Here is a 24,796-nt window from a genome sequence, read left to right on the forward strand (position 1 = left end):
ACTGTCCCACCCCTCTACCAAGGAGAACCATGACCACCACCATTGCCAGCGAGCCCGCCGAGGAACCCGTCCTCAGGCCCGCGTTCCGCATCGAGCACGACCTCATCGGCGACCGCGAAATCCCCGCCGACGTGTACTGGGGCGTGCACACGCTGCGCGCCGTGGAAAACTTCCCCATCACCGGCCAGCCGCTCTCCACCAACACCAACCTGGTCAACGGGCTCGCCATGGTCAAGCAGGCCGCGGCGCAGGCCAACCATGAGCTCGGCCTGCTCGACGACGTCCGCGCCGGGGCCATCATCGCCGCCTGCCAGGAGATCATCGCCGGCGAACTCCATGACCAGTTCGTGGTGGACGTCATCCAGGGCGGTGCCGGGACGTCGTCGAACATGAACGCCAACGAGGTCATCGCCAACCGGGCATTGGAGCTCCTCGGCCACCGCAAGGGCGAATTCCAATTCCTGCACCCCAACGACCACGTCAACCTCAGCCAGTCCACCAACGACGTCTACCCGACGGCCGTCAACGTGGCCACCATCCTGGCCGCCAAGTCGCTGGTGCGGGCCATGGAATACCTGGGCAGCGCGTTCAGCGAGAAAGCCCTGGAATTCCGCCACGTGGTCAAGATGGGCCGCACCCAGCTGCAGGACGCCGTGCCCATGACGCTGGGCCAGGAATTCAACACCTACGCGGTGACCATGGGGGAGGACCGGGCGCGGCTGGCCGAATCGACCCTGCTGGTCCACGAGATCAACCTGGGCGCCACGGCCATCGGCACGGGCCTGAACGCCCCCAAGGGATACTCGGAATTGGCCCGCAAGCACCTGGTGGAAATCTCCGGGCTGCCGCTGGTGACCTCCGCCGACCTGATCGAGGCCACCCAGGACGTGGGCGCGTTCGTGCACCTTTCCGGCGTGCTGAAGCGGGTGGCCGTGAAGCTGTCCAAGATCTGCAACGACCTTCGCCTGCTGTCCTCCGGCCCGCGCGCCGGCTTTGGCGAGATCACCCTGCCGGCCGTCCAGGCCGGCTCCTCGATCATGCCCGGCAAGGTCAATCCGGTGATTCCGGAAGTAGTCAACCAGGTGGCCTATGAGGTCATTGGCAACGACGTCACCATCACCATGGCGGCCGAGGGCGGGCAGCTCCAGCTCAACGCCTTCGAACCGATCATTGTGCACAGCCTGACCAAGAGCATGCGCCACCTGGAGGCGGCGTGCCTGACCCTGGCGGACAAATGCGTGCGCGGGATCACCGCCCACGAGGACAAGCTGCGGGCGCAGGTGGAGCACTCCATCGGGCTGGTCACGGCCCTGAACCCGAAACTGGGCTACGCGGCCTCCACCCGGATCGCCCTGGAAGCGCTGGCCAGCGGCCGCGGCGTGGCCGAACTGGTGCTTGAACACAAGCTGCTGACCGCAGCCCAGCTGGACGAGCTGCTGCGCCCGGAGCACTTGGCCAATCTCAGCGACTAACTGGCGACCCTCAGGGCCGCCCGCCGGCCGGCGGAATAACTTTGACGCCCCGCAAGTTGACCCCATTAGATGCAAACGCATGAACAGGAGTCAACTATGCAGCGCACGGTCATCGTAATTTCCGCCGGTCTTGGCGTTCCGTCATCCACCCGCATGCTCGCGGACCAAATGGCGGCCGCCGTCCAGGCGCGGCTGGCCGGGCTGGGCACCGAGACGGTGCTGGACGTCGTGGACCTGCGCGACTACGCCACCGACATCGCCAACACCATGGTCAGCGGATATGCCGGCCCCGCCCTGGCCGGCGTGATCGAGCGGGTGGCCAACGCCGACGCCATGATCGCGGTGACCCCCACGTTCAGCGCCTCCTACAGCGGCCTGTTCAAGTCGTTCTTCGACGTCCTCGATCCGAAATTCCTTGACGGCATGCCCGTGCTGTTCGGCGCCACCGGCGGCAGCTCACGCCACTCCCTGGTGCTCGAGATGGCCATCCGTCCGCTGTTCAGCTACCTGCGGGCCCGCACCATGCCCACCGCCGTGTACGCCTCGCCCGAGGACTGGGGGCAGGCGGACGGTGACGGGCTTGACCACCGTATTGCCCAGGCCGCCGCGGAACTTGCGGCCGTCCTGGTTCCGGCGGCACCGGCCGGCGCGACGCCGACGCCCGCGGGCAGTGCCGGCCCGAACCACAAGGCTAAGCGGCTGGCCCGCGAGAGCGCCGAGATGACCTCGCTGCCGTTTGAGCAGCTCCTCGCCCAGACCCAGGCGCGCTGACCGGCGAGGTCTTGCGTTCCGCGCGAAACCCGCCGGCGACTCTGGCGCAGCGCGGATGCCGCATCCCCTATGCGCCAGACTCGTGCCGAGTCCGGCGCCAGTGAACAAGATGCGCGCGCGGGGTCCCTAGAAGATCGGCTGGACCGGCTGGGATGTCAGGGGCGGCGGGTCGAGCTTGTCCAAGACCACCTCGAGTCCGGACCGGTACACGTCGGGGTGGATCTCCGGGCTGGCATGTCCGGTGTGGGGGAGCTCGTACTCAATCGTCGGGTTCTTCGGCAGCAGCGCCTTCCAGCCCACCATCGCCTGCCGGGCGTTGACGATGAAGTCGTCGGGGTCATACATGAGCCCGAGTCCGGTGCTGCTGGGGATTCGGCCGTCGAACTGGGCGGGGAAGGTCTGCAGGAAGGTGGCCTGGGTGGTGCTGAGTATGAGGGAATTGTTCTCCGGATTAAGGGAGTTGTTGATGCCGGACCGGGCGGCCTGGTACATGCCCTGCCCGTTGGGGTTGGCCAGGCCGCTGGCGACGCCCGCGCCCAGCCGCCCCACCAGCCCCAGGTACGGCACCACCCGCCCGGCCAGGGTGATGTATTCCTTGCCGGGGTCCAGGATGTCGCGGACGCTGCTGGGGGTCGAGCCCATGACGATGACCTTCACGGTGATCCCGTTTTGTACCAGCAGCGAGGCCAGCACGACGGCGGCCATCCCGCCAAAGCTGTCCCCGTAAAAGTAGACGGTGTCGATCTTGCGCGCATAGGCGTCCCGCTGGATGGCGATGAACAGCTGGGCGATGTCGATGCCCTCGTTGGAATAGCCGATGTAGGAGGCCGGGGCGCGCGTATTCATGGCCGGCTGCAGCGCCGCCAGCTTGCGGGCCGCGTCGCGATAGCTGACGCGGAAACCGCCCAACAGGTACCAGGTCCTGCCGCGGAAACGGTCCGCCGCCACCTTGTTCTCGTCGTTGTCCGGGGTGGTCACCCGGTATTGCGATCGCTCGGTCAGCAGGGCGTCGGCGGCGATGTTGGCCTTGAACGCGGTGGCCACGGCGGCCGAGCCCATGACGGCCAGGAATGCGCGCCGGGGCGTGTCCGGGATCTGGCGGCGCCGCAGGCGCGGTTCGGCAGGCGGGTGCACCCAGTGGGTGGTGTCCCCGCCAGGATGCGGCTGGCTCGGGGTGGCGTTTGTTGCTGGCATGATCGATCACGTTCATTCTGTCACGCCGCCCGGCCCCTCCATGGGTGATGCGCCTAGCCCGTGATCGTGGTCACCAGGGCGGCGATGTGGGCGGCGCGCTGGTCCCGGGTTTCCGGCCGGCCGGGCACCCCGGGCCGTTGCTGCCAGGGCAGCGGCCCGGCCGCGGGGCGGTATTCCACCCCGACGGCGCGCAGCCGGGCCAGGTGGTCCTCCAGCCGGGCGCTGAAATCGCCGAAGTCCCGGCCCACATTGCCCCAGAGGACCTCGGCCATGGCGCAAAGCCGGGGGAACGCCTGATAGTCCAGGGTGCGCGGGGAATCGATGTGCTCCGTCCACAGATTCGCCTGCCCGCCCAGGATGTGCCGTTTCTGCGCCGGGGTGAGGGAGTCGGGGACGGGGTTGAAGGCGTAGATGTCGGCCACCGTCAGCGCGATCGACACCGGGATGGGCTCGGTGGGAAGTTCGGACTGCCGGTAGTCCAGGTAGGCGAGGTCGTCCGGGCAGCAGATGACGTCATGGCCGCGCCGCGCCGCGGCAACGGCCCCCGCCATGCCGCGCCACGACGCCACGACGGAGGTGCGGGACAGGCGGCCCTCCAGGATCTCGTCCCAGCCCAGGATCCGCCGCCCGCGCGCCGCCATGTGGGCGTCCAGCCGTTCGATGAACCAGGCCTGCAGCTCCGCCGGCTCGCCCAGCCCGAGCTCGGACAGGCGTTCGCGAGAACGGGGGTCGTTGGCCCACTGCTCCCGCGGGCATTCGTCGCCGCCCACGCCAATGTAGTGGCTGGGGAAAAGGTCCATGACCTCGTCAAAAACGTTGCGGAAGAAATCGACCGTGGACTCCTGGGCATTGAGGACATTGGGGTTGATGCCCCACCGGGTGAACACCTCCAAGGTGGCGCCCGTCACCCCGAGCTCCGGGTATGCCGCCAGCGCCGCCTGGACGTGCCCGGGGGTGTCAATTTCCGGAACCACCGTGATGAACCGGGCCCTCGCGTACGCCACGATTTCGCGGATGTCCTCCTGCGTGTAGAAACCGCCGTGCGGGCGCCCGTCCGACGGCGCGTCCTCGCCTGCCCCGACCTGGGACTCGCGCCGCCACCCGCCAACCTCGGTCAGCCGCGGATATCGCAGGATCTCCAGGCGCCACCCCTGGTCGTCGGTGAGATGCAGGTGCAGCGTGTTGAGCCGGTGCAGGGCCATGAGGTCAAGAAAACGCAGCACCTCGCGCTTGGGCAGGAAGTGCCGTGCCACATCCAGCATGGCCCCGCGCCAGCCAAAGCGCGGGGCGTCCTCCACCACGACGGCCGGCGCGCACCAGTGCGCCCCGGCCACGACCGCTTGGCGGTAGATTTCGGACGGCAGGAGCTGGCACAGCGTCTGGCAGCCGTAGAACACCCCGGCCGCGTCTCCGCCGGCCAGGGCGACGCCGTCGCCCGAGACGGACAGGCGGTACGCCTCGGGGGCGAGGGCAGCGTCAAGTGAGAGCACGATCCCGCCCGGTCGGCCGGCGTCGAACGCCACGGGGAAGCCGGTGGCCGGGCGCAAGGCCCCCTGGAGCCAGAATGCGGCGGCCTCGAGCTCGGGCGGGGCGAAAATTCCGGTGGCGGCGGTGAGCCGGAACTCGCCGCGGCCCGGGTTAACGGACCGCGGGTGGGGGAGTAGCGACGGGCCGATGCTGGTCATGGGCAGATCCTCCAAAGTGCAGTGGCTGGTCTTGAAGGACCGGGGCGCCGTCCGGACCCAAAAATGGGCCATCGATAAAGGGCGGGACGTGGCTTAGTATGTCAGTGATGGCAACTGAACAGAAGGCATCCGACTCCGCTGCGGGCGGCGATCCCGCTGTGCCCCCGTTGCGTGGGCCGAAATCTTACGTGTCCTTGGGCCGGGCTGGGCGGCGGCGTGTGCGCCTTGTTGACGCGGGCCTGGAAATATTTGGCACGACCGGCTACGCGCAGTCCCAGATTACGACCATTTGCCGCGCGGCCGGCCTGACCGAGCGCGCGTTTCACGAATCGTTTGGCAGCCGCGAGGAACTGCTGGCGACCGTCTTCAACAACGTGGCCACGCGATTATTTGAGGTGAGCCAGGCGGCGCTGGTGGCGGCGGGTGCCGACACCGGCGCCGGCACGCGCAGCGGACTCGCGGCGTTCATCAAATATCTGTTGGACGATCCCCGGGTTGGGCGGATAATCCTGGTCGAGGCCGTCGGCGTCTCGGCGCACATGGAGGAGCTGCGCTTGAGCGTGTTCCACGCCTTCACCGACATCGTGCTGCATGAAATCCTCATGCCGTCCCGGCTCACCGTCCCCGCCACCCCCGGGACCGAGGCCCACGAGCAGGCCGAACTGACCGCCGTCGCACTCGTCGGGGCGGTCAACTACCTGTTGGTGAATGCGCTCAAGAGCAGGTTGCCGCTGGAAACGGAAGCGCTGATTGCCACCGCGGTGCGCCTCTTCGAGGCCGCCGCGCTCAACCTCGAGACCCCTTAAGGGCGGCTACGGTGCCCGGCGTGGGCGGGCCGCCCGCCGTGCGCCCGCCTCCGGCACGGCTCTGGCGCGCCGCGCGCCATGGTGGTGGACTGGAACCATGGCCGCTCGGGTAAAGGCAAACAGTGCCGGCGACGCCGCCCGTACAAAGGCCGCGGCGGCGTCAGCGTCAGGGACGACGGCTTTTGGGGTGGGGCGGTCCCTGCCATGGATTGCCGTTCTCATCCTGACGGCCATCTTCCACTTCTACCGCGGCGTCCCGGTGGACGCGTTGATGTTCCTGGCCGCCGCGGCCGCCCTCAGTATCGACCTGGCCGCGGCACGGGCACGCGGGCGGCGGACCCACCGGGCGGCGCACAGATCCGGGCGGGCGTCGCCGCGGCGGCGGCCGTGGGCGGCGACCGGGCTGGCGGCCGCCGCGCTCGCCCTGGTTTGGGCCGTGCTGGTGCTGGAGCCGCTGGACGGGGCGGGCATCCCCGCGGTGGTGGGCCTGGTGGGAACCGCCCTGCTGCTGGTCGTGTGGCCCGACCGGCCGGGGCCGCCCGACTCCGAAGCGGCCCCAGCCCCCGCGCCGCTGGCGCCCGCCGCGGCCCCCGCGCCCGCCCGGGTGCGCCGGGCCGCGTACTGGTGGGCCGGCGTCGTCCTCTTCCTGTGCGCCTGGGAGCTGGGCACCTATTTCATCGACCGGTTGGCCCCGGTCCGTGCATCGACGTTTCCGCCCCTGACCGACCTGCTGCAGCCGCTGTTTTCCGCGGAGTCGAGCCGCTGGTTGATGACGGGTGCGTGGCTGGTGACGTGCGGGGCGCTGGTGCGGGTGGTGCGGCGGCCATGATCTATGCACTGGTGGTGGCCGGATATGCGCTCGTCCCACTGGTCGGGCTTGCCCTGGCCGTCACGGCCCGCGTGAAGCCGCAGTCCCTCGCCGGTCCGGGCGAATTGCTGGCCTGGGTCTTTGCCACCCGGTCCGCACGCCTCACGGTGTTCCTTTTCCTCTGGTGGCTCGGCTGGCACTTCCTGGTGCCGGACTGAATGTCCAATTGTGAGTGAAATTGTGCGAAATGGCTCGTAATCCTTGGATTGCGCTGTCACCGGTGGCACGATGGAGGGGTGGCGATCCTTGAGTACCTCTTCAGCTATTGGTGGTTGGCGTTTCCCCTGGCGGGTCTCATCGCCGCCGGCAGCAGGGGGCTGGCCAAGTCCCGGGAACGCGAGCACCAGCGCCAGGTCGAACTGTACAAGCTTCAGCACCCCGGTGCGCCGGAGGACGGAACAGCACCCCCGCTGGCACCCGCCGGGAGCCATCGCGAGATCACCGCGGACGACGTAGCCAAGGTGATGGACGCCCACGACGGCGTCAACCGCCGCTGGCTCGACTACGAGCTCGACGTCGGCAAGCTCATCGACTTCCCCATGATGACGGACGTGCGCGAATCGCTGACGGTGGCGTTCCTGCGGGCCAAGCGCGACGCCGACGCCCTCCGTCCCGTGGCGGCGGAGGACATGACGTCCAAGTCCCGCTGGGACGACTACCGCAACGCCGTCAACGCGTTCGCCGTGGCGTTCGACGTCGCCGAGAAGGAGGCCCGGCGGATCAAGGACACCGGCTTCAGCGAGCCCGAACGCCAACGCCTGAATACGGCCCGCAAGCTGGTGAACCTGGCCGAAAACGAGGCCGCCAGCCCGGCCGAACGCCAAACGGCCTACCGGCGGGCCCGCGTCGAACTGGAGGGCCTGATCGTGCTGCCCGACGTCACGCTGGCATCGCTGGAGCAAAAAATGGCCAAGATGATCGAACGCTCACAGCAGCCGCGCCCCTAGCCCGCCCGCCCACCCGCACCGTAAGGACACGCATCGCATGGACGCCCCGCACCTCCCCGTCGACGCCGGGCCGGCCGCCAGTTTGTCCGCCGGGCGCTACGACGCCGTCATGGACCTCACCAATCCGGGCCCCGGCACCGGCGGCATCGCCCCGCGCGCCCGCGTCGACGCCGGGCTGCCCACCCAATCCCTGAACGGGACGTGGCGCTTCCACCTGGCCCCGTCCCCCGCCGAGGCGCCGGAGGGCATCGAGGCGGAGGGCTTCGATGACTCGGCGTGGGCCCGGCTGGAGGTTCCGTCCAGCTGGAATTTCCACGGCCACGGCCGCCCCGCCTACACCAACGTGCAGTTCCCGTTCCCGCTGGACCCGCCCCACCCGCCGGCGGAGAACCCGGTTGGTGACCACCGGCTGGTGTTCGACGCCGCCCCCGAGTTCCTTCACGGCGCCATCCTGCGCTTTGACGGCATCGATTCCGCCGGCACCGTGTGGCTCAACGGCACGCTCCTGGGCACCACGCGCGGGGCCAAGCTGCCGCAGGAGTTCGACGTCGCCGGGGTCCTGCGGGCCACCGGCAACGTACTGGTGGTCCGGGTGGCCCAGTTCTCCGCCGCCAGCTACCTGGAGGACCAGGACGCCTGGTGGCTCCCCGGGATCTTCCGCGACGTGACGCTGGTGGCCCACCCGGCCGGCGTCGTCCGGGACGTGTTTGTGCACGCGGACTACACGGGCGGCAACGGCGTCCTGCGGGTCGAGCTCGACCCGCCCGTGCCCGGGGCCCGCGCCGCCATCGCGGCGCTGGGCTTCTCGGCGGACCTGTCCGACGGCGCGCTGGCCGCCCGGGACCTGGGCCCCGTGCAGCCGTGGAGCGCGGAATCACCCACCCTGTATGAGCTGGCGATTACGACGCCGGCCCAAACCTTGCGCCTGGACGTCGGCTTCCGCTCCCTCACCGTCGAGGACGCCCAAATCAAGCTCAACGGGCGGCCGCTGTTGTTTCGCGGCGTCAACCGGCACGAGCACAACCCCGACCTGGGCCGTGCCGTCCCGCACGATCAGCTGGTGCGGGAACTGCACCTGATGAAGCAGCACAACATCAACGCCATCCGCACCTCCCACTACCCCCCGCACCCGCAGCTGCTGCAGCTGGCCGACCGGCTGGGCTTCTACGTCATCGATGAATGCGACTTCGAGACCCACGGTTTTGAGGAGGGCGGCTGGGAGGGGAACCCGAGCGCCGGGCCGCAGTACCGGGCCGCGCTGTTGGACCGGATGGCGCGGCTGGTGGAGCGGGACAAGAACCATGCCTCGGTCCTCATGTGGTCGCTGGGCAACGAGGCCGGGACGGGGGAGAACCTGCACGCCATGGCCGAATGGGCCAAGACGCGCGACCCCGACCGCCTGATGCACTACGAGGGCGACTGGTCCTCCACCTATGTGGATGTTTATTCACGCATGTACCCCGCCCCGGCCGAGGTCGAAGTCATCGGCCGCCGGGCCGAGGAGCCGCTGGCCGACCCGGCCGCGGACGCGCACCGCCGGGCGCTGCCGTTCATCCTGTGCGAATACGCGCACGCCATGGGCAACGGACCCGGCGGCCTGCAGGAGTACCAGGACCTGTTTGAGCAGTACCCGCGGCTGCAGGGCGGGTTCGTGTGGGAGTGGATTGAGCACGGCATCCGCCGGCACACCCCGGCCGGGGAAGCGTATTTTGCCTACGGCGGCGACTTCGGCGAAAAGGTCCACGACGGCAACTTCGTCATCGACGGGCTGGTCTCCGCCGACCTGGAGCCGCGGCCGGGCCTGCTGGACTTCAAGAAGGTCATCGCCCCCATCGCGCTGTCGGTAGACCCGGACTGGACCGTGCTGGAAGTCCACAACAAGCACACGTTCATCGACCTGGCGGGCTTCGCGTTCACCTGGGCCGTGCACGGGCCCGACGGCGAGGTCGCGGCGGGGGCGCTGGAGGTCCCGGCCACGGCGGCGGGCGCCCGCTCCGCCGTCGAACTGCCCGGGGAGGCCACGGCGGAGCGCGGGCCCGAGCGCGTCCTGACGGTCACGGCGGCGCTGGCCCATGAGCAGCCGTGGGCGCCGGCCGGGCACGAGGTCGCCTGGGCGCAGCAGGGCTCCGCGGCCGGTGCCGTCCCGGTGGTGACCGGCGGTTCGCGCCCGGTCACCCAGGGGCGGCGGATCATCCTGGGGCCCGCCGAATTCAGCAAGGTCACCGGCGGGCTGGCGGCGTTCAAGGGGTTGCCGGTCGACGGCCCGCGGCTGAACCTGTGGCGTGCACCCACGGACAACGACAACGGTCGCGACTGGTCGCACGCGGGCGCCCGCGACCAGGACGACTGGCAGGCCCAGCGCCTGGCCCTGTTGGAGGGCCGGCTGGTCTCCGTGGCGGAGCACGACGGCGGTGGGTTGGCCGTGTCCGTCCGGTACGGCGTGCCGGTGGCCCGGGCGCATGTGGACGTCACCTACCTGTGGCGGAGCGACGGGGACCGGGTGGAGATGACCGCGTCCGTCGAGCCCGGGCCGGGCTGGGGCCGGGGGTGGCCGCGGATCGGCTTTGACTTCCAGCTGCCCGGGGAGCTCTCGATGGCGGAATGGACAGGGTTCGGGCCCGGACCAAAGTACCCGGACACCGGCATGGCGCAGCGCCTGGGCTGGTTCGGCGCATCGGTGGCGGAGCTTCAAGTGCCGTATGTGCGCCCGCAGGAAAACGGTGCCCGGGCCGGGGTGTCGGCGCTGCGGCTCCGCACGCCCGGCGGGGCGGGCATAAGTTTTCACGGGGATGAATTTTCCTTCACCGCCCGGCCCTGGTCCCAGGAGGTGCTGGCCGCCGCCACCCACACCCCCGATCTCGTGGCCGACGGATTCACGCACCTCACGCTCGACGCCCGCCAGCACGGCATCGGGACGGCGTCCTGCGGCCCGGGCGTCCTGCCGCCGTACCGACTCGCCCCGCAGCCCGTGGAATTCCGGGTGGTCATCTCCTGACCCGCCGCGAACCGCCCCGCACCGACCCGCCCTGACCCGCACCGCCCCGAACTGACCCGCAAAAGATGTCGAAAAATGAGGGAAATCGTCGAATTTTCAGCATCTATTGCGGGTCAGTCGCGGAGGGGCGGGGGCTGTTAGGCTGAACCCAAATCTAAGGACGCGAAATGTCACGCACTGTCATAGTTACCGGCGCCAGCGACGGGATCGGAGCCGCCGCGGCGAAGATGCTCGCCTACCCGGGGGACAAGCTGGTGGTCGTCGGGCGCTCGCCGCAAAGAACGGAGGCCATCGCGGCCGCGCTGGACGCGGACCATTACCTCGCCGACTTTACCGACCTGGCGCAGGTGCGCTCCCTGGCCGCGTCCCTCCTGGAAAACTATCCGCACATCGACGTCCTGGCGAACAATGCCGGCGGCATCATGGGCCGGCGCGAGGTGACGGTGGACGGGCATGAGAAGACGTTCCAGGTCAACCATCTGGCGCCGTTCCTGCTCACCACCTTGCTGATGGACCGGCTGACAGCGAGCCGGAGCATCGTCATCAACACCTCCAGTGCGGCGAACAAGCACATGGCCCGCTTCGACATTGACGATCTTGACGCCGAGCGGAGGTATTCGGCCAATGCCGCCTACGGCAATGCCAAGTTGGCCAACATTCTTTTCACCCGGGAGCTGCAGCGCCGGCACGGGGACCACGGGGTCACGGCCGCGGCCTTCCACCCGGGCGTGGTGGCCAGCGGGTTCTCGGCGGAGTCGACCTGGCCCGTGAAATTGGCGTATTCGGCCATCGCGAAGCGCTTCATGCTGTCGCCGGAACAAGGGGCCGACACGCTGGTGTGGCTGGCCACCAGCACCCCGGGCGTCGACTGGGTACCGGGGGAGTACTACGCCAAGCGCAAGGTGGCGCGGGCCAACCCGCTGGCGGACGACCCCGCAGTGGCGAGAGAACTGTGGGACCGCAGTGCCGCCATGGTCGCCGTTCGTTAGTAGATGCCCTCGGCGACCTGGCGCACCAGCCACGGGCTGAACGCAAAGGGCGTGGCGGTGACCGCCGTCTTCAGCTCCGCGATGTCCACCCAGGCCCAGTCGCACACCTCGTCCGGATTGGGGGAGATGACGCCGTCGCCGGTGTAGGCCGCCGAGTAGACCGGGCAGACCTCGTTTTCCACAATGCCGGAGGCGTCCACGGCGCGGTAGCGGAAGTCGGGCAGCGCCGCCCGGATGTCCCTGACGGAGAGGTTCAGTTCGACGGCGGCGCGGCGCCCGATGGCTTCATCAAACGTTTCGCCCGGGGCCGGGTGCCCGCAGAATGAGTTGGTCCACACGCCCGGCCAGGTGAGCTTGGACAGCGCCCGGCGCGTGACAAGCGTCCGCCCCCGGCCGTCCAAAAGGTGGCAGGAGAAGGCCAGGTGCAGCGGCGTGTCCGCCGTGTGCACCAGCGCCTTCTCGGCCGTCCCGACGTCCCGGCCGTCCTCATCGAGCAGCCTGACCAACTCAACAGGTGAACCCATGATGGGAGAACATCCTTTCCAACGGTCTCTGACCAGTCTGCCCGATCCGTCAGGGTTTCACATCGTCGTGCGTGACGACCCGGGAAAGCTCGATCCCGCCGTCCGGCAACTTCCAATAGTGCAGCCGCAGCGCCGCGGAGGATTTTTGTTCCACATACAGCCGCCAGCACACATCCTCGCCGCGCATTTGCACCAGCGCGTGCGCACCCTCGTTGAGCCGCAGCGGGTGCGGCTCACGATTGCGCAGCGGACCGTCGCGTCCGGCCACCAAATCCACCACGGCGCGCAGTGTCTTTGCCCGCCGGTGCGCGGGGAACACGGCCAGGGACGCCAGGAAGTCCGGCCCAATCGCGTAATCGCCCAACGGTTCAGCCGCCTTGTCGATGGCCGGGACGGACTGCGCCCACGTCAGCTGGACGTCGAACCGGAACTGGTCCGCCGGATCGATGAACAGCGGTTCGGTCTCGGAGCGCGAACTGGTGGAGCGCAGCTGCCGGCGCGTCTCCACGAGCTTGGCCTTGATGGCCGCCAGTTCGGCCTTAAACGCCTCGACCTGGCGCATTGCCTCGTTGTGCCGCCGGGCAAATTCGGCACTCATGTCCCGCTCGGCCTTCAACTGGTCCTGCAGCGTCCGGGCGACCTTGTCCGTGGCGCCCTGGTGCCGGGCCGCGGCCATGAGGTCATCGATGACGTGCCGCGCCCGCTCCAATTGATGCTGGGTGCTTTGCAGCGCCGTCTTCCGCTCCGCAGCCGTGCGCGTCGGATCCTCCCCGGCGGGCACGACGCCGGGACGTTGCCACTCGCTGGCGGCAAGCGGTGCGCCGGACTCGCCGGCGGGCCGCGGCGGCGGCGCGAAGATGCTCGCATAGGGGCGGTCCAGGGCCAGCCAGGGCGGGCCGCCCGGGACGAGGACCGGGGCCGGGACGCAGGGTTCGTCGTCGTCCACGTCCAGCATGGAGAACAGGACGGCGCCGTTCTCGTACAGCACCCGGACCCGCACCACCTCGCCCTCGGTGAGCAGGTCCTCGGCGGAGTCGAGGTGGTTGGAGGAGATGCGCTCCACGCCGATTCGAAACTCCGCCCCTGGCCACAGCACCACGTGGGCGGAGCCGGCGCTGACCGAGCTCACGCGGGCCAGCGCCACGTCCCCGGACCGGTACACGGACACCGGCGACGCCGGCTTCGGGAGCATCCCGTGGATGTCCAGGGTGGCATTGTCCGCATCCAGCAGCCCGTTCACCCGCTGCCCCTGGGACAGCACCCAGTTCAGCGGCACGCCCGGGAGCAGGTCCTCGGCGCGGACACTGACCTGCCGGCCGCTGCCGGCGAGCGTGACGAGCGCCCGGCTATCGGAGGCGAAACCGGACACCACGGCGGTGGCGGTCAGCGGCCGGGGGGAGGGTGCGGCCGGCGGCGGGGCGCGGCGCCCGGCCGCGTGGAGATCGCCGACCACCTGTTCGGCCAGCCGGGCCAGGTTGGTAGTTTCCCCGGCCACGCGCGGCCCCGGGGCGACGAGTTGCCAGTGCGGTCCGGCCGGATACGCGCGGGCGCCGGTGCCGAAAATATGCAGGCCCGGCGGCAGGCCGTCCTCCAGCCGGCGCGTCTCGGGGCCGGAGACGATCTCGAAAACGTCGGCCTCCTCCCCGAGCAGGCCGGCCAGGTAGGCGGCGTCGATCCGCCGGGACCCGGCGTCGGGCTTGTAGCTGACGACGACGGCGGCCCGGGTGCGCTCGGCACTCACCAGGTACTCGGCGAGCGTGCTGCCGGAAAGGTGCCGGATCGGGGAGGGGGCGGCCGGGGCCTCGGGGGGCGCCTCGGGAGCGGGCCGATGGCGATTCTTGCGTGCCGGCATGTCGAGCTCCCTTCTACGCACTGCATAAAAGCTGTGACAGTCACACTACCGCCGTGGGGGCGCCGTGGCGTGGAGAAACGTGGGAAGTGACCCGCAAAAGATGTCGAAATTTCCGCCGAAATCGCGTTTTTTCGACATCGTTTGCGGGTCAGTTCCCGGGTGGTGCGGCCAGGTGCGGCTAGGCCGTGGCGGAGAAGATGCGGAACTGGCGCCCGACGGCGTAGACGGCCGCCTCGGGGGCCGGTGAGACGACGTCGCCGGCGTCCACGGCCGGGCTGGCGCAGACGATGCTGCGGCCGCCGGCGTTGACCAGGGCCGCGCCCGGGCCGATGTGCCGCAGCGCGGCCAGGCTGGTGCGCTCGAGCGTCTGCGCCGTGATGTCCATGCCCACCACGCCGACGATGTCGCCCAAGCGGCGCACCGGGTTCGTGAAGGTGAGCACGTATTCATCCGTGCACAGCAGGTCGATGTACGGGCCCGTCACGTGCGGGAGCCCCGTTTCCAGGGGGACCTTGAACCATTCCGTCTTCACGTACCGGCTCATGGACTGCGGGCTGAAGTTCGCCAGCGCGTCCACGCGCTCCAGGTCCTCGCCCTGCCACCAGGCGATGTAGCTGCGGTCCGGGCCCAGCAGCCCGGCCCCGGCCACAAACCCGGCCCCCGCCACGACCGACCCCGGCTCGTGGAGCATCTCCTTGACGGTGGGGCGGATGAACTTGTCAATGGCGGACCCGGTGACCTTGCCCCCGCCACCGCCGCCGGCCACGTTCAGCCAGGCGGTGGTGGCCGCCGCCCAGTGGTCGATCCGTTGTTCGATGCCCGCGAGAAGGGCCGTGAGTTCCGTGACTCCCGTGGTCATCCGTGCGGCGTCCTTGCCGGTCATGTGCTTGCCTTTGCTGGTTGCGGTGAAGGGTGGCTACTGCTGGCCGGCGGCGTGTTCGGCCAGCAGCCAGCGGGTTTTTGCGGTGATCAGCTCCTTCGTTCGGGCCTCGGCGGCGTCGGTGTCGTGGGTGGCGATCGCGTCGATGATGGCGCCGTGAAGCGTGGCCGTCGTCTGGCAAAACCGGGGGTCCTCAAACGGCAGCAGTGTCAGGGTGCCCATGTCCGCCTGCAGGTGCAGCAGTTCCCGGGCCAGGCGGGCCGAGCGGGCGACGGCGGCCACCTCCAGCATGAACTCCGCGGCCGTCAGGCGCCAGGAAAACGCGGTGGCCGGCTCGCCCGGTGCCGCAGGCGGCGAGATGAACTGCTCCAGGGCCTGAACGTCGTCGCTGCTTGAGCGCTTGGCCGCCACCCCGGCACAGGTGACCGCGATCGCCTGAAAGTGCAGCCCCAGGTCGGTGAGCTGCAGGCGGGTCAGACCCAACAGCTGTTCCCGGGCGCGCTCCGGGGACGGGAAGGAATTCTCGGTGACAAAGCTGCCGCCGCTGCGTCCCCGCGTGGTCCTGATCAGGCCCTGGCCGCGCAGCTGGGAGAGGGCCTCGCGGGCCGTCACGGCCGAGACGCCGAGGGCGCCGGCCAGCTCGATCTCATTGGGCAGCCGCTGCCCGCTGCCCAGCAGGCCGGTTTCCACGGCCAGCTCGATGCGCCGGCAGACCTCGTCCACCAGCCCGCCGGACTTGATGGGCGTAAAGACCGCGGCGAGGCTGCGCGAGGCGCCCAGCGGGGAAAGCGACATGCCGCCCGTCCTTCCGCCAGCTGGGTTGGCCCGCCCACGTCGGGCGGTCGTCCCATCGTAACCGGAGACCCGCGGACCGGTATATACATAAAACCTCTTATGTAATAGTGTTTAGTGACGGCGCCGCAAAGTGGTCCGCGTCACAGCAGTCACCCGGCAGGAAACCAACGTGAAAGGCGCCCATGAGCCAGACCGCACCGAGCGTGCCGGAATCCGCCGCCGAGGTGCCCGCGATCCGGCTGCGCAAGCTGACCAAGACGTTCGGGACCAAGGGCCTGGGCGAGACAACGGCCGTAGACGGGGTGGACCTGGACATCCGCCAGGGCGAGTTCTTCTCCATGCTGGGCCCGTCCGGCTCCGGCAAAACCACGGTGCTGCGCCTGATCGCCGGCTTCGAGCTACCCACCGCCGGCACCATCGAGCTGGAGGGACGCGACGTCAGCGGCAAGGCCCCGTTCGAACGCGACGTCAACACCGTCTTCCAGGACTAYGCCCTCTTCCCGCACATGTCCCTGGTGGACAACGTGGCGTACGGGCTGCGCGTGCGCGGCATGGCGAAGGGCGAGCGCCGCGAACGGGCCGTGGAGGAACTCGAACGCGTCCAGCTCGGCAAGTTCATGCACCGCCGCCCGTCCCAGCTCTCCGGCGGGCAGCGCCAGCGTGTCGCCCTGGCCCGGGCGCTCGTCGTCGAGCCCAAGGTCCTGCTCCTGGACGAACCCCTGGGCGCGCTTGACCTCAAGCTGCGCCAGCAGATGCAGCTCGAGCTCAAGGAACTGCAGCGCTCGCTGGGCATCACCTTCATCTTCGTCACGCACGACCAGGAGGAGGCCCTCACCATGAGCGACCGCATCGGCGTGTTCAACAACGGCCGGCTGGCCCAGATCGGCACGGCGCACGAAATCTACCAGCGCCCCCTCGGGGCCTTCGTCGCCAACTTCGTCGGCACCTCCAACCTGTTCACAGCCGAGGTCGCCGCCGGGCTGTACCACCGGGGCGGCCAGTTCGTCGTCCGGCCCGAGCGGCTCAGCGTTGACTGGGCGGGGTCCCCGGCCGTGCGCGACGGCGTGACCTCCCTGCCCGGGACCGTCACCTCCCTGGTTTACGTGGGGCACGCCACCCAGGTCCGGGTGGCGCTGGAAGGAGGCCCCGCCGTCGTGGTCCTGGTGGGCAGCGACCTGCCGGTCGACGGCAGCCTGGTGGGCAGCCGCGTGGCCGTCAGCTGGACGGACGCCGACGTCGTCTGGCTCCCCGATGCGGCCTAAGAACTTTTCCTCCAAGCGCATCACTCGAAAGGAACAATCGTGGCACTGAAGAACTCGTTCAAGGTCCTCGGGACCTTGGCCGTGGCGGCCTTGACGCTGGCCGCCTGCGGAACCACCACCGGCACCGGTCCCGCCGCCGGCACGCTCAAGGAATCGATCGGCGCGGGGGAGGGGCAGGTCTCCATCCTGGCCTGGCCCGGCTATGTGGAGGACGGCAGCAACGATCCCAAGGTGGACTGGGTGACGCCCTTTACCGCCGAGACCGGCTGCAAGGTCAGCTACAAGCCGTTCGGCACCTCCGATGAAGCCGTGACCCTGATGCGCACCGGCCAGTACGACGTCGTTTCCGCCTCCGGCGACGCCTCCTTGCGCCTCATCGCCGGCGGGGACGTGCAACCGGTGAACATGGGCCTGCTGAAGAACTACCCGGACGTGTACCCGTTCCTGAAAGACCAGGCCTGGAACACCGTGGACGGCAAGAACTACGGCATGCCGCACGGCTGGGGCGCCAACTTGCTGATGTATCGCACCGACAAGGTGTCCCCGGCACCCACCTCGTGGGGCTCCGTGTTTGGTGACGCCGCCGAACACACCGGCAAGGTCACGGCCTACGATTCCCCGATCTACATTGCCGACGCCGCGCTGTACCTGATGAAGCACCAGCCCGGGCTGAACATCAAGAACCCGTACTCGCTCGATGAGCACCAGCTGGCGGCGGCCGTCACGCTGTTGAAGGACCAGCGCAAGCACGTCGGGGAGTACTGGAGCGATGTGGTGAAGGAGGTGCAGTCCTTTGCCTCCGGGACCACCGTCATCGGCACCACCTGGCAGGTCGGGGCCAACATCGCCAAGGCCGACGGCGCCAAGGTCGAGACCCTACTGCCCAAGGAAGGCGCCACCGGCTGGTCCGACACCTGGATGGTCGGGGCCAAGACAAAGAACTCCAACTGCGCGTACAAGTGGCTGGACTACATTGCCAGCCCCAAGGCCAACGCCGCCGTGGCCGAGTACTTTGGCGAGTCCCCGGCCAACGCCAAGGCCTGCGCGCTGACCGCGGACAAGGACCACTGCACCACCTACCACTCGGGCGACGCCGCCTACGCCAAGCAGATCTGGTACTGGACCACCCCCGTGGAGAAGTGCCTGGACGGCCGCAGCGACGCCAAGTGCACGGACTACTCGGAATGGACGAAGGCCTGGACGGAAATCAAGGGATAGCGGTTTCACCCCGAGAACAAAGGTAAGAGGGACATGGCAGTACAAACAGACCAGCCGGCCGGCCGGGGCGGCCCCCGTGGCGACCCGCCAGGGGAAACGGGGATGCCCCGGGCCCGGGCCAACACCGTCTCCGCCCTGCTGCACAGGACACCGCGACTCCGCCTGGCCGGGCTCCTCACGGCACCGGCCGGCTGGCTGATTCTGGTTTACATCGCCGCGCTCGCGGCCCTGCTCATCACGGCCCTGTGGACGGTGGACACGTTCACCGGCAAGGTCTCCACCACCTGGACGACCAGGAACGTCATCCAGGTGGTCACGGACCCGGTGTACCAAATCATCACCCTGCGCACCCTGTGGATCGCCCTGGCCGTGACGGTCATCGACATGCTGCTCGCCCTGCCGATCGCGTTCTTCATCGCCAAGGTGGCCACCGCCAACTGGCAAAAGATCCTGGTCGTGGCGGTGCTGATGCCGCTCTGGGCCAGCTACCTGGTGAAGGCGTACGCCTGGCGGAACGTGCTGGCCGACGGCGGGCTGCTGGAATGGCTGGGCGCGCCGATCGGGCTATCCAGTCCGGGGTATTCGGAGACGGCCGTGATCCTCACGCTGGCCTACATTTGGTTGCCGTACATGATCCTGCCCATCCATGCCGGCTTTGAAAGGGTGCCGGATTCGCTGCTGGAAGCCTCCAGCGACCTGGGCGCCAGGCCGCTGGCCACCATGCGCCTGGTCATGCTCCCCATCCTGGTTCCCTCCATCATTGCCGGGACCATCTTCACGTTCTCCCTGTCGCTGGGAGACTACATCACGGCGCAGATCGTCGGCGGTGCCACGCAGATGCTCGGCACCGTGGTCTACGCGAACGTGGGGGCGGCCAACAACCTGCCGTTTGCCTCGGCCGTGTCCTTGATCCCGATCGTGATCATCATGATCTATCTCTTTGTGGTCCGCCGCACCGGCGCCCTGAAAAACCTCTAGGCGGATGCCGTGAAACTCTCGAAAAGCGCCAAGTCCGTCCTGGGCGTGATCACCGGGCTGATCCTGCTGTTCATCTACGCGCCACTGCTGTTAGTAGTGGTGAACTCCTTCAACGCCGACCGCACCTTCGGCTGGCCGCCCAAGGGCTTCACACTTCAGTGGTGGGCCCGGGCCTTTGACTCCAGCGGCGTCCGGGAGGCCCTGGTGACCTCGCTGTGGGTGGCCGTCGTGTCCACCGTCATCTCGCTGGTCCTGGGCACGCTGCTCGCCCTGGCCCTGCAGCGCTACACGTTCTTTGGCCGGGAGGTGATGAACCTGCTGGTCATCTTGCCCATCGCCCTGCCGGGAATCGTCACCGGCATCGCGCTGAACAACATGTTCACCACCATTTTGGGCGTGCCGCTGAGCATGTGGACCGTGGTCATCGCCCACGCCACCTTCTGCATGGTGACCGTCTTCAACAACGTCATTGCCCGGTTGCGGCGCATGAACGGCGGACTCGAGGAGGCCTCCGCGGACCTTGGCGCCGGCGTGTTCACCACGTTCGTGCTCGTCACGTTCCCGCAGCTGCGCTCGGCGCTGCTGGCCGGCGGGCTGCTGGCGTTCGCGCTGAGCTTCGACGAAATCATCGTCACCACCTTCACCATCGGCGCCGGCGACACGACGCTTCCCATCTGGATCCTGCAGAACCTTTTCCGGCCCAACCAGGCTCCCGTGGTCAACGTCGTGGCCGTGGTGCTCATCATGATCTCGATCGTGCCGATCTGGCTGGCCCAGCGCCTGTCCGCGGATTCCGTGGGCGTTGGCGCCCGCCCGGCCAGGGTGAAGGCCTAGCCGGTGGCCGGCCCGTCGGCGAGACCGGGCCGGACCCTGACCTAGATGACGCGACCGGGCGTGCCGAACGGGGAGTCCGGCGGCTTCGGCGGCGGGGGTGCATCCGGATGCGGCGGATCCAGCGGGTCCGGCGGAATCGGCGGTGCCGTGGGCTCCGTGGGATCCGGCCGGTTGGGGTCACCGGGCTGCGTGGGATCGGGCGGTACGGGCGGCTGGCCGGGAGGCGGCTGGCCCGGGGTCGGCTGGCCGGGATCGGGAATCGATGACTTCGAGGTGTCGTTCATGGTTTCGCGTCCTTCCTTGGCGACTGGGGCCACCGGGTCCAGGGGACGCGGTATGGGAACCGCGGCCCGGCCCTGATTCTCTGCCTGAATCGGTGCCCACCATTTCACCCTACGCGGATCACCGGGCGCGCGGAACCCTCGGCGTTGCCGGCGCCCTCGTATAGATTGCCCACTCCGAGGCGCTACAGATTGTCCGGTTCGGTGCGGCTTTCTTCGGCCAACCGGTCCGCGTGCTCATTCATTTCTTCGACGTCGGGCGTAACCATTTCCCGGTAGATCTCCGCCAACGGGTCCGGGGCGGCGGGGTTGCGGATGAGGTCCGCGTCGTCACGATCTGGGTGCTTGCTCATACCCCCACCGTAGCGCGGTACGCCGGGTAGAAACAGGGCCATGCATCGGGACCTTGCTGGTCAACAGGGGCTTTTCAGCCGAGCTCGCGCGAGATGAGCGCGGCGGTTTGCTGCATGAGCGGAATCTGGGCCTTGAGCTGGTCCAGGTTCGCGACCATGCGAATGGCGGTCAATGACATCGCTCCCACCACTCCGGCGGAGCTATGGATCGGCACGGCCACGCAGTTGACAAAATCTTCAAATTCCCCGTCGTCCGCCGCCCATCCCTGCTTGCTGATTGTGGCCAGCTCGGCGTCGAGCGCATCGCGGGTCAAGATCGTCTTGTCGGTGTATTTCTCCCAGGCGGTGTCGCCCAGGATCGCGTCGCGTTCCGCCGCGTCAACGTTGGCGAGGATGGCTTTTCCCACTCCGCTGCAGTGCGGCCGGACGGCAGCGCCAATCCGCGAATACATGCGAACACCGCTGGCGTCCTCCACCTTGTCTACATAGACAATGCTGTGTTCCATCAGGGCTGCCAGATGGATGGTGTTGCCCACCTGCCGGTGGAGCCTGCGGATGTGCTCGTGGGCCGCCTCGCGCAGGTCCAGGTTGTCGAAGGCATTGCGCGAGAGGGAGATCAGGTGCAGCCCCAGGGCGTAGGTCCCGTTCTTGCGCCGGCGCACGTAGCCGACATCTTCCAGCGCTTGCAATTCGCGAAACATGGTGGACCGGTGAATCGAGAACGCCTCGGCCAGTTCCCTGACTGTCTTGGGTTCCTCGGCAACGGAGTCGATGATGCGAGCGGCACGCCTAACGCTCTGTGACATGTGTGTGGCCTTCACGGTAGAAAAATCCAGGTGTGCGACATATGCAACCATGTTGCATTCTATGCACATCTGTTTGATAGTGGTGGCATGCGAAGCAACGCAATCCCAGAGCTCATAGCCATCGGCGAATCGATGGTCCTCGTCACACCGACCGAAGCCGTGCCGCTTGAAACTGCCGCGGACTTTCATCTGGCGACCGGCGGGGCCGAATCAAATGTGGCACTTCACTTTGTCGCCCTGGGTCATACCGCCTCCTGGGTCAGCCAGTTGGGCGATGACGCCCTGGGGCGGCGCGTCAGTGGCCAAATCAGCGACGGCGGCGTAGACACGCGGTGGACCTGGATTCACCCCTCAGCGCCCACGGGGGTCTATTTCAAGGACCCCGGGCGCGGCGTCCAATACTTTAGGACAGGGTCGGCCGCCTCCCACATGGGACCGGAAATACTGGAGGGAATCGCGCTGGAGCGGGCCGCCGTCGTGCATGTTTCCGGGATCACCCCCGCACTGTCCGCGAGCTGCAACGCGCTGGTCCACAGCGTGGTGGAACGGGTCCGGGCGTCGCCGGCAATCCTCAGCTTTGACATCAACCACCGCGCCGGACTTTGGGGCGGCCGGGATGCCGGGGCCGAACTCCGGGAGCTTGCGGCCCGGTCGGACATCGTCTTTGTGGGCCTGGACGAGGCCCAGGCATTGTGGGGGACCCTGACGCCCCAGGACGTGAGGGATTTTCTTCCCGAACCGGAGGTGTTGGTGGTCAAGGACGGCGATGTTGGCGCCACCGAATTTCACGCCGGCCAATGCTGCTTTGTTCCGGCCATTCCCACCAGGGTGGTGGAAGCGGTTGGGGCGGGGGACGCCTTTGCCGCCGGCTACCTGTCGGCACATGTGCGGGGGCTGGGGTCCGCCCAAAAGCTTCGGGCGGGCCATCAACAGGCAGTCCTGGTGCTCCAATCCACCAGCGACGTCCCGCGCCATACCCCATTCCCACCTTCCATCGAAAGGACTTCACATGCCCACCAATAACGAATTCACCGAACTCTTCAAGGGCCGTCCCCTCATGGCCATCCTGCGCGGAATGGGGGAAGCGAAGAGCCTGGCCGTCGCGGAGCAGGCCTGGAACCTGGGCATTGGGCTGGTGGAGATCCCCATCCAGACGGAGGAGGACCTCCGGGCCCTGCGTGCCGTTGCGGCAACGGGCAAGTCCCGCGGACTGCTGGTGGGGGCCGGAACCGTGGTGTCCCTGGGCCACGTTGAGCAGGCCTTGGCGGCGGGCGCGGCGTTTACCGTCAGCCCCGGCCTGGACCTGGCCGTGGTGGCGGCCTCCACCGATGCCGGCATGCCCACCCTGCCCGGCGTTGCCACGGCGTCGGAAGTGCAGTTGGCCCTGTCGGCCGGGCTGACCTGGATGAAGGCGTTTCCCGCTTCCCTGCTGGGTGCCGGCTGGTTCAAGGCCATGGCCGGGCCGTTCCCGCAGGCCCGGTTTGTTGCCACGGGCGGCATGGACTCGACCAATGCCTCACAGTTCCTGGAATCCGGTGTCAGCGTTGTGGCGGTTGGCTCGGCGCTGGGGGACCCGGCACAGCTTCCGGAACTGGCCAAGATCATGAAGCAATGAATGCAGGGGACCCGGCCATGTTGGCCGGATACCTTCGCTCGCGGCTTAGCTTCGAAATCGACGTTACGGCAGCAGCGGCCCTCCAAGCCTCGGGCGAGCTGGTGCTGATCGACACCAGGCGCGAAGCGTCTTGGCTGCACGGGCACATTGCCGGGGCTCTGCATCTGCCCAACGCCAAGCTGCAGTCCGGGGAGGACCTTGGGCTGCCGGCGGGCAAGCGGCTGGCGGTCTACGGCTGGGGCCCGGGCTGCAACGGTGCCACGCAAACCGCGCTGGTGTTGGCCGAACGCGGCATCCTGGTCCAGGAGCTTCTCGGCGGTTTTGAGTACTGGTGCCGCAACGGATATCCGATTGTGGACGATCTGGGGGAGTGGGTGCCCCAGCCCGATCCCTTGGTGACTGCTGACCACGCGGCGTCGGTCCGTGGCCGGCTCGCTGCCCGGGGCCCGGAGGCAGGCTAGTGACGGGCGCTCGCCGGATCACCGTTTCGGCCGCACAGCTGGGACCGGTTCCGCTGGCCGCCAGCCGTGCTGAAACGCTGGCTCGCCTCATCAAGCTGTTGGAGGAGGCGGCCGTAGCCGGCTCCGAGCTGGTGGTGTTCCCCGAAGCTGCCTTGACGCCATTCTTCCCCCATTGGCTGGTGGAAGACGCAGCCGAGCTAAACGGTTACTACGAATCGGAACTGCCAGGACCCAACACGCAGGAGCTCTTTGACGCGGCCCGCGAGCTGCGGCTTGCGTTCGTGCTGGGTTATGCCGAGCGGACCGCCGGCGACCGCCGCTTCAATACGGCAGTGTTGGTGGATGAGGGCGGGGAGGTGGTCCACCGCTATCGGAAGATCCACCTGCCTGGTTTCAGGGACGTCACCCCGGGAACCCCGTTTCAAAATCTCGAGAAGCGCTACTTTGAAGTGGGAGATTTGGGTTTCGGGGTGCAGCCTTGGCGGAATACCACGGTGGGGCTGGCCATCTGTAACGACCGCCGGTGGGCCGAGACCTACCGAGTGCTGGCACTCCGCGGGGCCAAACTGGTCTGCCTCGGGTACAACACGCCCGCCACCACCCCGCACTTGGCTGAATCGGACCGCCTCGCGGACTTTCAGAACCACTTGTCCATGCAGGCCGGCGCCTACCAAAACTCGATGTGGGTTGTGGGCGCGGCCAAGGCCGGCGTGGAGGAAGGCGTGGCCCAGATCGGCGGTAGCGCGATCATTGCCCCGTCCGGAGAAATCATTGCCACGGCCACGACGCGAGGCGATGAGCTGGTGACGGCAGAGATTGACCTGGACATGGCGAGCCGGTACCGGCGCGATGTGTTCAACTTTGCCCAGCACCGCCGGCCCGAGCACTACCTGCCCATTGTTGAACCGGTGGCCACGGGGAACGAATACACCGAGACTTCGTAGGGACGACGGCGACTAGCCAGGACGGTCGAGGACACCGGTGTGTCCGCCGAAAGCAAAAAGAGTCCAAGTGTCGACCAGCCTAATTAGGCCGGTCGACACCATTCAGCATAATTAGCCCAAAGCTGAACAAGCCTTGCAAAGTCGGAACCCGCCCGTGCCTGGCACTTTGTTCCGCTGGGGGATCTGCTTGCCGGTGGGGCAATTGTCCTGGTTGTGGTGAACGTCCGGATCTGACGGATTTGATGAATGGTAAGCGGTGACTTTCA

General features: G+C 68.2%; 25 protein-coding genes. 16 read left to right on the forward strand and 9 right to left on the reverse strand.

The window, feature by feature from the left end:
- Window positions 1-29: 29 nt before the first annotated feature.
- Together aspA and AB4Y80_RS00965 are read left to right on the forward strand one after the other, a co-directional pair.
- Window positions 30-1,472 (forward strand): aspartate ammonia-lyase, encoded by a 1,443-nt coding sequence (gene aspA / locus AB4Y80_RS00960; RefSeq protein ID WP_442211389.1) that lies wholly within the window; start codon window positions 30-32, stop codon window positions 1,470-1,472.
- Window positions 1,473-1,568: 96 nt separating this feature from the next.
- Window positions 1,569-2,243 (forward strand): CE1759 family FMN reductase, encoded by a 675-nt coding sequence (locus AB4Y80_RS00965; protein WP_442211391.1) that lies wholly within the window; start codon window positions 1,569-1,571, stop codon window positions 2,241-2,243.
- Window positions 2,244-2,369: 126 nt separating this feature from the next.
- Here the strand turns inward: AB4Y80_RS00965 and AB4Y80_RS00970 are convergent, their stop codons facing one another.
- Window positions 2,370-3,437 (reverse strand): hypothetical protein, encoded by a 1,068-nt coding sequence (locus AB4Y80_RS00970; RefSeq protein ID WP_442211392.1) that lies wholly within the window; start codon window positions 3,435-3,437, stop codon window positions 2,370-2,372.
- Between the two features lie 53 nt (window positions 3,438-3,490).
- On the reverse strand, window positions 3,491-5,122 hold the full coding sequence (locus tag AB4Y80_RS00975; protein WP_442211393.1) for a beta-N-acetylhexosaminidase: 1,632 nt from the start codon (window positions 5,120-5,122) through the stop codon (window positions 3,491-3,493).
- A gap of 218 nt (window positions 5,123-5,340) precedes the next feature.
- On the opposite strand from AB4Y80_RS00975, the gene AB4Y80_RS00980 reads away from it, so the two are divergent.
- From AB4Y80_RS00980 to AB4Y80_RS01005, 6 genes are all read left to right on the forward strand, one after another.
- Complete coding sequence (locus AB4Y80_RS00980; protein WP_442211395.1) at window positions 5,341-5,928, forward strand: TetR/AcrR family transcriptional regulator; 588 nt, start codon at window positions 5,341-5,343, stop codon at window positions 5,926-5,928.
- A gap of 97 nt (window positions 5,929-6,025) precedes the next feature.
- Entirely contained in the window at window positions 6,026-6,757 is a 732-nt protein-coding gene (locus AB4Y80_RS00985; RefSeq protein WP_442211397.1) for a hypothetical protein, read from the forward strand.
- Window positions 6,754-6,954, forward strand: coding sequence for a DUF6186 family protein (locus tag AB4Y80_RS00990; protein WP_442211399.1), 201 nt, complete (start codon window positions 6,754-6,756; stop codon window positions 6,952-6,954). Before AB4Y80_RS00985 ends, AB4Y80_RS00990 begins: the two co-directional genes overlap by 4 nt.
- Before the next feature lie 78 nt (window positions 6,955-7,032).
- Window positions 7,033-7,743 (forward strand): hypothetical protein, encoded by a 711-nt coding sequence (locus tag AB4Y80_RS00995; RefSeq protein ID WP_442211401.1) that lies wholly within the window; start codon window positions 7,033-7,035, stop codon window positions 7,741-7,743.
- A 37-nt stretch (window positions 7,744-7,780) separates the two neighbouring features.
- Entirely contained in the window at window positions 7,781-10,738 is a 2,958-nt protein-coding gene (locus AB4Y80_RS01000; RefSeq protein ID WP_442211404.1) for a glycoside hydrolase family 2 TIM barrel-domain containing protein, read from the forward strand.
- A gap of 167 nt (window positions 10,739-10,905) precedes the next feature.
- The gene (locus tag AB4Y80_RS01005) at window positions 10,906-11,727 is read left to right on the forward strand and encodes an SDR family NAD(P)-dependent oxidoreductase (RefSeq protein ID WP_442211406.1); all 822 of its coding nucleotides are present in this window, start codon (window positions 10,906-10,908) and stop codon (window positions 11,725-11,727) included.
- Here the strand turns inward: AB4Y80_RS01005 and idi are convergent.
- From idi to AB4Y80_RS01025, 4 genes are all read right to left on the reverse strand, one after another.
- On the reverse strand, window positions 11,724-12,251 hold the full coding sequence (gene idi / locus AB4Y80_RS01010; protein WP_442211408.1) for an isopentenyl-diphosphate Delta-isomerase: 528 nt from the start codon (window positions 12,249-12,251) through the stop codon (window positions 11,724-11,726). The genes AB4Y80_RS01005 and idi overlap by 4 nt on opposite strands.
- A gap of 49 nt (window positions 12,252-12,300) precedes the next feature.
- Window positions 12,301-14,103 carry a hypothetical protein gene (locus AB4Y80_RS01015; protein WP_442211411.1) on the reverse strand — a complete coding sequence of 601 codons (1,803 nt, stop codon included), beginning with the start codon at window positions 14,101-14,103 and terminating at the stop codon, window positions 12,301-12,303.
- Window positions 14,104-14,281: 178 nt separating this feature from the next.
- On the reverse strand, window positions 14,282-14,986 hold the full coding sequence (locus tag AB4Y80_RS01020; protein WP_442211413.1) for a cache domain-containing protein: 705 nt from the start codon (window positions 14,984-14,986) through the stop codon (window positions 14,282-14,284).
- A gap of 33 nt (window positions 14,987-15,019) precedes the next feature.
- A complete protein-coding gene (locus AB4Y80_RS01025) occupies window positions 15,020-15,778 on the reverse strand; it encodes a FadR/GntR family transcriptional regulator (RefSeq protein ID WP_442211414.1) in 759 nt (252 codons plus the stop codon).
- Between the two features lie 182 nt (window positions 15,779-15,960).
- Between AB4Y80_RS01025 and AB4Y80_RS01030 the strand changes: the two genes are divergently transcribed.
- Genes AB4Y80_RS01030 through AB4Y80_RS01045 form a run of 4 tightly spaced genes read left to right on the forward strand, consistent with a single transcriptional unit; the run spans window position 15,961 to window position 20,070 of the window.
- The gene (locus AB4Y80_RS01030; protein ID WP_442211416.1) at window positions 15,961-17,040 is read left to right on the forward strand and encodes an ABC transporter ATP-binding protein; all 1,080 of its coding nucleotides are present in this window, start codon (window positions 15,961-15,963) and stop codon (window positions 17,038-17,040) included.
- A gap of 39 nt (window positions 17,041-17,079) precedes the next feature.
- Window positions 17,080-18,258, forward strand: a complete 1,179-nt coding sequence (locus tag AB4Y80_RS01035) for an ABC transporter substrate-binding protein (RefSeq protein WP_442211419.1) — start codon at window positions 17,080-17,082, stop codon at window positions 18,256-18,258.
- A 33-nt stretch (window positions 18,259-18,291) separates the two neighbouring features.
- Window positions 18,292-19,236, forward strand: a complete 945-nt coding sequence (locus AB4Y80_RS01040; protein ID WP_442211421.1) for an ABC transporter permease — start codon at window positions 18,292-18,294, stop codon at window positions 19,234-19,236.
- Between the two features lie 9 nt (window positions 19,237-19,245).
- Window positions 19,246-20,070, forward strand: coding sequence for an ABC transporter permease (locus tag AB4Y80_RS01045; protein WP_442211424.1), 825 nt, complete (start codon window positions 19,246-19,248; stop codon window positions 20,068-20,070).
- Between the two features lie 41 nt (window positions 20,071-20,111).
- Here the strand turns inward: AB4Y80_RS01045 and AB4Y80_RS01050 are convergent, their stop codons facing one another.
- From AB4Y80_RS01050 to AB4Y80_RS01060, 3 genes are all read right to left on the reverse strand, one after another.
- On the reverse strand, window positions 20,112-20,354 hold the full coding sequence (locus tag AB4Y80_RS01050; RefSeq protein WP_442211426.1) for a hypothetical protein: 243 nt from the start codon (window positions 20,352-20,354) through the stop codon (window positions 20,112-20,114).
- 182 nt (window positions 20,355-20,536) lie between these two features.
- A complete protein-coding gene (locus AB4Y80_RS01055) occupies window positions 20,537-20,704 on the reverse strand; it encodes a hypothetical protein (protein ID WP_442211428.1) in 168 nt (55 codons plus the stop codon).
- Window positions 20,705-20,778: 74 nt separating this feature from the next.
- Window positions 20,779-21,510, reverse strand: a complete 732-nt coding sequence (locus AB4Y80_RS01060; RefSeq protein ID WP_442211429.1) for an IclR family transcriptional regulator — start codon at window positions 21,508-21,510, stop codon at window positions 20,779-20,781.
- Window positions 21,511-21,597: 87 nt separating this feature from the next.
- On the opposite strand from AB4Y80_RS01060, the gene AB4Y80_RS01065 reads away from it, so the two are divergent.
- From AB4Y80_RS01065 to AB4Y80_RS01080, 4 genes are read left to right on the forward strand one after another with little or no spacing between them, the layout of a single operon-like run.
- Entirely contained in the window at window positions 21,598-22,533 is a 936-nt protein-coding gene (locus AB4Y80_RS01065; protein WP_442211430.1) for a sugar kinase, read from the forward strand.
- On the forward strand, window positions 22,520-23,125 hold the full coding sequence (locus AB4Y80_RS01070) for a bifunctional 4-hydroxy-2-oxoglutarate aldolase/2-dehydro-3-deoxy-phosphogluconate aldolase (RefSeq protein ID WP_442211431.1): 606 nt from the start codon (window positions 22,520-22,522) through the stop codon (window positions 23,123-23,125). The genes AB4Y80_RS01065 and AB4Y80_RS01070 overlap by 14 nt, the downstream gene beginning before the upstream one ends.
- On the forward strand, window positions 23,122-23,586 hold the full coding sequence (locus AB4Y80_RS01075; RefSeq protein WP_442211432.1) for a rhodanese-like domain-containing protein: 465 nt from the start codon (window positions 23,122-23,124) through the stop codon (window positions 23,584-23,586). Before AB4Y80_RS01070 ends, AB4Y80_RS01075 begins: the two co-directional genes overlap by 4 nt.
- Window positions 23,586-24,530: a nitrilase-related carbon-nitrogen hydrolase gene (locus tag AB4Y80_RS01080; RefSeq protein ID WP_442211433.1), complete on the forward strand. Its 945-nt coding sequence runs from the start codon at window positions 23,586-23,588 to the stop codon at window positions 24,528-24,530. Before AB4Y80_RS01075 ends, AB4Y80_RS01080 begins: the two co-directional genes overlap by 1 nt.
- Window positions 24,531-24,796: the final 266 nt, after the last annotated feature.

The sequence above is a fragment of the Specibacter sp. RAF43 genome, assembly GCF_052114065.1.
GTDB lineage: Bacteria > Actinomycetota > Actinomycetes > Actinomycetales > Micrococcaceae > Specibacter.